The organism is uncultured Flavonifractor sp. (assembly GCF_944383115.1).
Classification (GTDB): domain Bacteria; phylum Bacillota; class Clostridia; order Oscillospirales; family Oscillospiraceae; genus Flavonifractor.
Genome location: NZ_CALWOJ010000136.1, coordinates 1 through 4015 on the forward strand (window position 1 = coordinate 1; position 4015 = coordinate 4015).

The window sequence follows — 4015 nt, forward strand, 5'->3', positions numbered from 1 at the left end:
TCCTTGGAGCGGTTGATGTAGGACACGAACTCCCGGATGCCGCCGGCGTAGTGCATGGTGTCCCTCTGCTCCCTGCCGGGGCGGTTGTCGATGGTGTGGATTTTCAGCCCGGCGTTGAGGAAGGCCTCCTCCCGCATGCGGGTGTGGAGGGTCTCATAGTTGTACTCGGTGATCTCAAACATCTCGGGGTCGGGCTTGAACACCACCTCGGTGCCGTGGCGATCGGTGTCACCCACCACCTGCATGGGCTGGGTCACCTTGCCCCGGGAGAACTTCATCTCGTAGATTTTGCCCTCCTTGTGGACCCGAACCTCCAGCCACTCGCTGAGGGCGTTGACCACGCTGGCGCCCACGCCGTGGAGGCCGCCGGACACCTTGTAGCCGCCGCCGCCGAACTTGCCGCCGGCGTGGAGGATGGTGAACACCACCTCCAGGGCGGGCAGGCCGGTCTGGGGCTGGATGTCCACGGGGATACCGCGGCCGTTGTCCACTACAGTGATGATGTCGCCCTCCCCGATGGAGACGGTGATCTCATCACAGTAGCCTGCCAGGGCCTCGTCGATGGAGTTGTCCACAATCTCGTACACCAAATGGTGCAGGCCAGACTCGCTGGTGGAGCCGATATACATGCCGGGGCGCTTGCGGACGGCCTCCAGGCCTTCCAGCACCTGGATCTCCGAGCCGCCGTACTCATGCTCCACCTGGGTGGCGCTCACTTCCAATTCTAACTCGTCAGACATAATAACCTCCGCTTGATTTACCATAGGTTGGGTATGACTCTTTGGCAGCCGCCACACCACAAACTTTTTTATTCAAAGCTGTTGTTCTCCGCCCGGCGCAGCAGGGTGGCGGCGGAGAGCTGGGACAGATAGACCACCGGCGGTTCCTCTCCCCTGCTGCACAGCAGGAAGGACCGGGGCAGATCGTCGGACACATTGATCAGACGCCCCTCCTTCTCCGCCCGCTCCAGAAAAGAGCGGGTCAAGCGGGAAGAGCTGGTATTATCCAGGTCAAACAGCCCTACCACATCCCGGAAGGGCACCACCACGTTCTGACCGATGTGGAGATACATCACTTGTCCTCCTTCTTGTCCCGGATGATCCTGGGCCTCCACAGCCACCGATACAGCTTCCAGCCCAGAAAGAGCCCCACAAAGAAGCCCAGGGCGGGCAGGCCGGGGATAAAGAGCAACTGGGTCACCGGCGAATTATCCGATTCCCACAGGTTGAGCCGGTGGACCACAATGGCCGCCGTCACCAGAGCGGCAGCCACCGGTGGGATGAGTTTCCACAGTTTGCTCCCCTTCCGGGTAAACTGGCACACCAGAAATTCCAGCAGGAAGCCCCCCGCCAGGGGGACAAGGGCAAGGATCAAAAGTATCATAGTGTTCTCCTGAAAGTTATCCATATAAGGGGCCGGTTTTGTGGAAAACCGACCGGGCCGGGTCACTACTCCACCAGAGCGCCGTTGTGGATGTGGAAGGTCTTGCCCTCCCCCAGCCTGCCGGGGTCCATGGGCTCGCAGCAGGTAATAAAAACCTGTCCTCCCGTGATCCGTTTCAAAACAAACTCCTGCCGCCGCTGATCCAGCTCGCTGAGTACGTCGTCCAGCAGCAGCACCGGCCACTCCCCCGTCTCCTGGAAGAAGATTTCCCGGGAAGCCAGCTTGAGGGACAGGGCCGCCGTCCGGGTCTGGCCCTGGGAGGCGAAGGTCTTGGCGCTCACCCCGTCCAGTTCCACGATCAAGTCGTCCTTGTGGGGCCCCGACAGACACTGCCGGGCCTCCAGCTCCGCCTTCCGGTGGGACTCCTGGTGCCGGAGCAGCCCCTCCAGCAGAGTGCGGGTGGGAGCCAGAGGATCGTCGATGGTACTCACCGTCTGATAGCCCAGCCCCAGCTCCTCCCGTCCCCCGGAGAAATCCCGGTGGATGGGGGGCGTCACCTCCTGCAGCCGCTTGATGAAGTAGGCCCGGTAGTGGATAATCACCGCGCCGGTCTGGGCCATGCGCAGGTTGAACTCGTCCAGGGTGTCCAGCAGAGAGGGATGCTCCTCCCAGTCCCGGAGTATCCGGGTCTTGTGTTCGTACAGCCGCCGGTACTCTGCAAGGGCCTCGGCATACCGGGGCCGCAGCTGGCAGATGCAGCTATCCAGAAACTTCCGGCGCACCGCCGCCCCCTCCCGGATAAGCCACAGGTCCTCCGGGCAGAACAGCACCGTATTCAGCACCCCCGCCAGTTCCCCAGCGGTCTTTAATTTCACCCCGTTGGAGAGGAGCTGCCGCCTGGCCCCCCGGGCCAGCCGGGCCTCCAGGGTGAAGTCCCGCCCCCGGGAAAAGACCTCCGCCTTCACAAAGGCGTGATCCACCCCCATCTGGATCAGTTCCCTGTCGTATCTGGCCCGATGGGAGGAGGCGGTGGACAGATAGGCGATGCCCTCCAGCAGATTGGTCTTGCCCTGGGCGTTTTCTCCCCAGATCACATTCACATTGGGGGAAAAAGACCCCTCAAAGTGGAGGTAATTGCGGAAAAAATCCAGGGCGGCGGAGCGTACGATCATAACACTTCCACACAGAGGTCGTCCAAAGTGACCTTGTCGCCGGGGCGCAGCTTTTTACCGCGCATGGTGCAGACCTCCCCGTTGACCTTCACCTCGCCGGCCTGGATGCGCTCCTTGGCCTCCCCGCCGGTCTCGGTCAGACCTTCAAATTTCAGCAGGGACTCCAGCTTAATAAATTCCGTATTGATTTGGGACTGGATGGTTTTCATACCGCCCCTCCTTCCCCAACCCTGTGGAGAGACTCCATCAGCTCCCACAGTTCAGGCAAAGCTTTTTTCAGTGCTACCGGCCGGGCCTTGGCCCGGTCGTAAAAGAAGTGGCCGGAGGTCCCCTCCGCCCGCAGTTCCCCGGTGTCGGCATTGACCATCTTGTAACTCAGCCGCATTTTGGCGGGGGACAGGGACTCCACCGCCATGTGGATGGCCACCGTCTCTCCGAACCGGGTCATGGAGCGGTACTGGCAGCTCACATCGGTGACGGCAAAGTCGATGCCCGCGTCCACGGCCCTGTGGTAGCTCCAGCCGATCTGGTCCATAAAGTCGGTGCGGGCCTCCTCCATCCATAGGATATAATTACCGTGGTGGACGATGCTCATGCCGTCGGTCTCATAAAATTGAACCTTGTGCAGGTAAGGATGCAGTTCCAAAGGTATTTTTCCTCACTTTCTGAGGGATTACGGGCGACCGCAAGGGTCGCCCCTACTGGTTCTGTCTTACTTACTCTCCGGCCTTCAGGCGGACGGGCAGAACCATATACAGGAAATTCTCCTCCCCCTCGGTGGGCAGGATGACGCAGGGGGACACGCTGGTGGACAGCTCCAGCCGCACCTTGTCGGCGGGGGCGGCCTTCAGGGCGTCCATCAGGTACTTGTTGTTGAAGCCGATCTCCAGCCCCTTGCCGTCGCCGGAGACGGGGCACTGGTCGTAGGCGTCGCCGATGGCGGTCTTGGTGGAGATCTTCATCAGCCCGTCCTCAAAGACGCAGCGCAGGGGGCATTTCAGCTTTTCGGTAATGATGAGGGAGACGCGCTCGATGGAGGACAGCAGAGCCCGGGTGTCTCCCTCCAGACAGATGTCGTTGCTGCGGGGGATGGCCTGACGGTAGGCCAGAAATTCCCCTTCCAGCCGCCGGGTGACCAGCATGGTGGAGCCGGCCTTGAACATGACGTGGCGGGAACCCTGGGTCACCGACACCGGCTCGTCACAGTCGGTGCAGATCTTCTCCACCTCGGACAGGGCGGAACCGGGTACCACAAAGGAAAATTGGGGCGCGCCGTCCTTCTGGTCAATGGCCTCATGGCGGAGGGCCAGCCGGAAGCCGTCCACCGACACCACCGTAAGGCCGTTTTCGTCAGCCTCAAAGAGGGAACCGGTGTGGACCGGCCTGCTCTCGTTGTCGCTGACGGCAAAAATGGTCTGGGCGATCATGGCCTTCAGTCTGGACTGGGGCAGGGTGAGGGA

Annotated in this window: 7 protein-coding genes; all 7 read right to left on the reverse strand. The window is 61.5% G+C overall.

The window, feature by feature from the left end; genetic code table 11:
• On the reverse strand, positions 1–740 hold a 740-nt coding region (locus tag Q0K43_RS10585; protein WP_297290495.1), incomplete at its 3' end, for an ATP-binding protein.
• Positions 741–808: 68 nt separating this feature from the next.
• Positions 809–1072 (reverse strand): extracellular matrix regulator RemB, encoded by a 264-nt coding sequence (gene remB / locus Q0K43_RS10590; protein ID WP_297290496.1) that lies wholly within the window; start codon positions 1070–1072, stop codon positions 809–811.
• Entirely contained in the window at positions 1072–1383 is a 312-nt protein-coding gene (locus tag Q0K43_RS10595; protein ID WP_297290497.1) for a Tat pathway signal protein, read from the reverse strand. Before Q0K43_RS10595 ends, remB begins: the two co-directional genes overlap by 1 nt.
• 65 nt (positions 1384–1448) lie before the next feature.
• Positions 1449–2555, reverse strand: a complete 1107-nt coding sequence (gene recF, locus Q0K43_RS10600; RefSeq protein WP_297290498.1) for a DNA replication/repair protein RecF — start codon at positions 2553–2555, stop codon at positions 1449–1451.
• Entirely contained in the window at positions 2552–2764 is a 213-nt protein-coding gene (locus tag Q0K43_RS10605) for an RNA-binding S4 domain-containing protein (protein WP_297290499.1), read from the reverse strand. The genes recF and Q0K43_RS10605 overlap by 4 nt, the downstream gene beginning before the upstream one ends.
• Positions 2761–3201 carry an acyl-CoA thioesterase gene (locus tag Q0K43_RS10610; protein WP_297290500.1) on the reverse strand — a complete coding sequence of 147 codons (441 nt, stop codon included), beginning with the start codon at positions 3199–3201 and terminating at the stop codon, positions 2761–2763. Before Q0K43_RS10610 ends, Q0K43_RS10605 begins: the two co-directional genes overlap by 4 nt.
• Before the next feature lie 70 nt (positions 3202–3271).
• The coding region (dnaN, locus tag Q0K43_RS10615) for a DNA polymerase III subunit beta (protein WP_297290501.1) at positions 3272–4015 on the reverse strand (744 nt) is incomplete at its 5' end.

Excerpts from the sequence above, each read along its gene's own strand:
- remB (WP_297290496.1), bottom strand. The coding sequence starts at position 1,072 with ATGTATCTCCACATCGGTCAGAACGTGGTGGTGCCCTTCCGGGATGTG.
- Q0K43_RS10595 (WP_297290497.1), bottom strand. The coding sequence starts at position 1,383 with ATGATACTTTTGATCCTTGCCCTTGTCCCCCTGGCGGGGGGCTTCCTG.
- recF (WP_297290498.1), bottom strand. The coding sequence starts at position 2,555 with ATGATCGTACGCTCCGCCGCCCTGGATTTTTTCCGCAATTACCTCCAC.
- Q0K43_RS10605 (WP_297290499.1), bottom strand. The coding sequence starts at position 2,764 with ATGAAAACCATCCAGTCCCAAATCAATACGGAATTTATTAAGCTGGAG.